This is a genomic window from Thauera sp. 2A1 (assembly GCF_009469595.2).
Taxonomy (GTDB): domain Bacteria; phylum Pseudomonadota; class Gammaproteobacteria; order Burkholderiales; family Rhodocyclaceae; genus Thauera.
In genome coordinates, this window is sequence record NZ_SSXV01000058.1 from 1 (window position 1) to 3,105 (window position 3,105).

Below are 3,105 nucleotides of genomic sequence, written 5' to 3' on the forward strand. Positions count from 1 at the left end.
AGGTATTGGAGTAAAGTTCACATCTAATTCAACGAACTTAGTAAGTAACTCCAATTCCCTGTTTGTAAGTTGTAGTATACCATTTAAAGCGTTAAGGTATTCATAGTAAAGATTGCCTTTATTAACAGTCTTTACTAATTTATTCATCTAACAAATCTTTAATACTATTAAGAACTTTATTTAAATTATGGTATACAGTTTCTGCTTCTACTTTAACACACTGTTGAACATTGCCTTCATTATAATCCTTCATCAATTCGTTATAATCTTTGGTATATGTATCAATCAAAGTATTAACGTATTCTTTTACTTTCTCTAACTTATTGCAACAGCATTCACATTCATCCACACCTTCTTGTGCTTCTTCACTGTACCAAATTACATAATCTTTATTGGCTAATTCTTCCATAGTAGAAGAATCAAATGCCATTGAAGTATAAGTTTCTGTATCTGATACTACTTCAGATTTCTGAAGTTCCCACAAGTTTAAATCTTCAACTTTAGTAAACACATCACCTTTTTCAGCGAAGCTAAAATCCTTAATTACTTTGTATCCTTCCATATGTCTAACTTTTTATTTAATATCTTTTGTTTAAATTCTTGTATCTTATTAAAGTTTTGTTTACACTCTTCGTAACCATCAATTCTACCTTGGTCATAACCTTCTTTCTTTCCTTGACGATAAGTAAGAGCACCAAAACCAATAATACTCACAAGTACTATTATTATTGTTCCCATAATGCCCTTAAAACGTATTAATATAATAAGTGTTTAAAATATTTAACATTTATTAATGTTTAGTAAAGTAATAGTAAAAAGAATGCCCTGCTTTGATGGCAGGGCAGCGATTTAATACTCTAAAAACATTCAATTCGTGAATGATAGCTTATTTAACGACTTTGGCTACAACGTCGTATGGCTTAACTAATTGTGAGTCTTTAAATAGATCAAAGTCTTTAGCAAATTTCTTAGGGTATACTATAGTATCACCAACCTTAATGGTACTATCAGTACCGATTGGAATAGATAGAACAATACCTTTTGCAAAATCTGATTCAACTTCTTTAGTATGAGTTTTTACTTCATACTTATTAAAACCTTCTTCATCCTTTTCACCAGTAGGAATTTGCTCTGTATATTCTTTAGTAACCATGATAGGAGCTAAAGGTTTTACCAATATATCTTTTTCAAAACTATATTCCAATCCGTTTACCACTGTTTCTAGTACTTTATCTTCCATAATATTTACTTTATAATATCTATTAACGCAGTAAGTAAAGTAAGGTTACTCATCTATATGATTAAATTTGCGCTTAAATATATATCCTTTATGACATATATCCATTCTATCTTTAAAGTTAGCGCAATTCATATTATTAACAAACGCACAACCCACACAACAACCTTTACTAAGTTCAGGAGTAGCTATATAAGTTTTATTCCTGAAAACATACTCAATTCTATCTGCTTTTTTTTGTTCGTTCTTTTCCATAGTAATACCGTTTTAGGGGCTACCTTTTTTATTCAACGACCGTCAGAAAGGTAGCTAAACTGAGCCTACTTACGATTAGGATTCCCTGGTGCGCTTCTACCTTATGGTAACTTCTTTAAGCGTGGAATGTACTACGATCCCGTGTACTTAGGGCACATTACTTTGTTAATTTATTTAGTATGATATAAGCTAGACATCCTAACATACCTACTAAACATAGTGCAGTAAATTCTGTCATTTAACTGTATTTATTTCTTTCTTAAACTGTTTATATAAATCTTCAGAAAAAGTATATTCTATTTGTCCTGGTAAAGTAAAGGATCTATAATTATCATTTAATTTATAGTTCTTACTTATCTTACTTAAGTAAAGACAATTAGAATACTGCTAATCTCTTTGTCTTATGAAATAGTAATTCATGCTTCTGTTATTATAAATCCATACAATCTCATTAGATTCTACTAAGTAGAAGAACTTAGTTTATATACTTCATTTGCAATAAAGTTTATATCATCATTTGAGTACATATTGTTAATAATAAGTTAATAGTAATTCTAAAGTAATGGGGCTTACATCATCTACTTTAGTTAATTCTTCTAATATGTCTTCTGTATTCATACTGTATTTAACTGTATCTACTGTATACAGTAACGTATATTTAACTATATTGGTTATTATTATTAACATTTATTATGAATATTTATTTAAGTTTAATAGCTATTTTTTAACATTATTTAAAATAAAAATATATAAAAAAATTTTTTTGGTGAAGAAATCTGTGTGTGGGAACCAGCAAAAATTCACACCCCTCTACCTTGTATCGGAGTGGAACACCCCTACGGGCTTGTATCTGTTGGGCTATTCCACACAAGTAACAAGTAATCAAGAAAGGAGAAAAAAATCATGTTAAGCAAATTGATTTCAGCAGAAAAAAGAACTCGCACTAATGGCGATGAGTTCTACGTGTGTACATTTAGCTATTCACAAGGAGCTAAGGACGCGCCTACATTCATTACTATTGGAGGTGTGAAAGTATTGAATCCGCAAGCGGCTGCAATACGCAACATTAATCTTGTTAAGTGTTTGTTTCCTACTGAGGACGAAACCGCAAAAGCGTACAAGAAAAATCTTGACAGATTTATTAAGTGTATGGAAAGCGATTCAAAAACCTTTACAACAAAGAAGGGAGAAGTCGTTAAGTTATCCGATTGTGAATTTTCTTTGCCATTGGTGTATAAGACCCTGCCGGTTAGTGAGGTTTTAGGTGTAAGTAAAATTTACTATGCTGACGCAAACGGTGAACAAAAAGAATTAACACAACTTAACGCTGTTGGTTATTCACGTCTTGAGATGATTGTTGACGAAAAGACGGGCGAAATTACTGATTATAAGGATTCAAACGAATGGGATAATGACCTCAACGGAGGAACTTATATTGAAGTAATTACAAGGAACGCAAATGCAAACATTGCTAACGGTTCATATTGGTATGAGAAACGTGTCAATAAACCAGAAGCAAATGAAAGCGTTGGTAATCCTGTTTCAGAGCCTGAAAAAAATCAACAAACTGACGACGAAGAAGATGACGAGTAAACCTAATATATAGCTCTTGC

The 3,105-nt window shown here is 31.3% G+C and carries 3 protein-coding genes; 1 reads left to right on the forward strand and 2 read right to left on the reverse strand.

Annotated features, from left to right (window positions below; all coding sequences use genetic code 11):
- Positions 1-139 precede the first annotated feature (139 nt).
- Together GH664_RS22090 and GH664_RS22095 are read right to left on the reverse strand one after the other, a co-directional pair.
- Positions 140-562: a hypothetical protein gene (locus tag GH664_RS22090; RefSeq protein WP_153163851.1), complete on the reverse strand. Its 423-nt coding sequence runs from the start codon at positions 560-562 to the stop codon at positions 140-142.
- 324 nt (positions 563-886) lie between these two features.
- On the reverse strand, positions 887-1,240 hold the full coding sequence (locus GH664_RS22095) for a hypothetical protein (RefSeq protein WP_153163780.1): 354 nt from the start codon (positions 1,238-1,240) through the stop codon (positions 887-889).
- 1,155 nt (positions 1,241-2,395) lie between these two features.
- Here GH664_RS22095 and GH664_RS22100 point away from each other — a divergent pair.
- Positions 2,396-3,085, forward strand: a complete 690-nt coding sequence (locus tag GH664_RS22100; RefSeq protein ID WP_153170256.1) for a hypothetical protein — start codon at positions 2,396-2,398, stop codon at positions 3,083-3,085.
- Positions 3,086-3,105 lie beyond the last annotated feature (20 nt).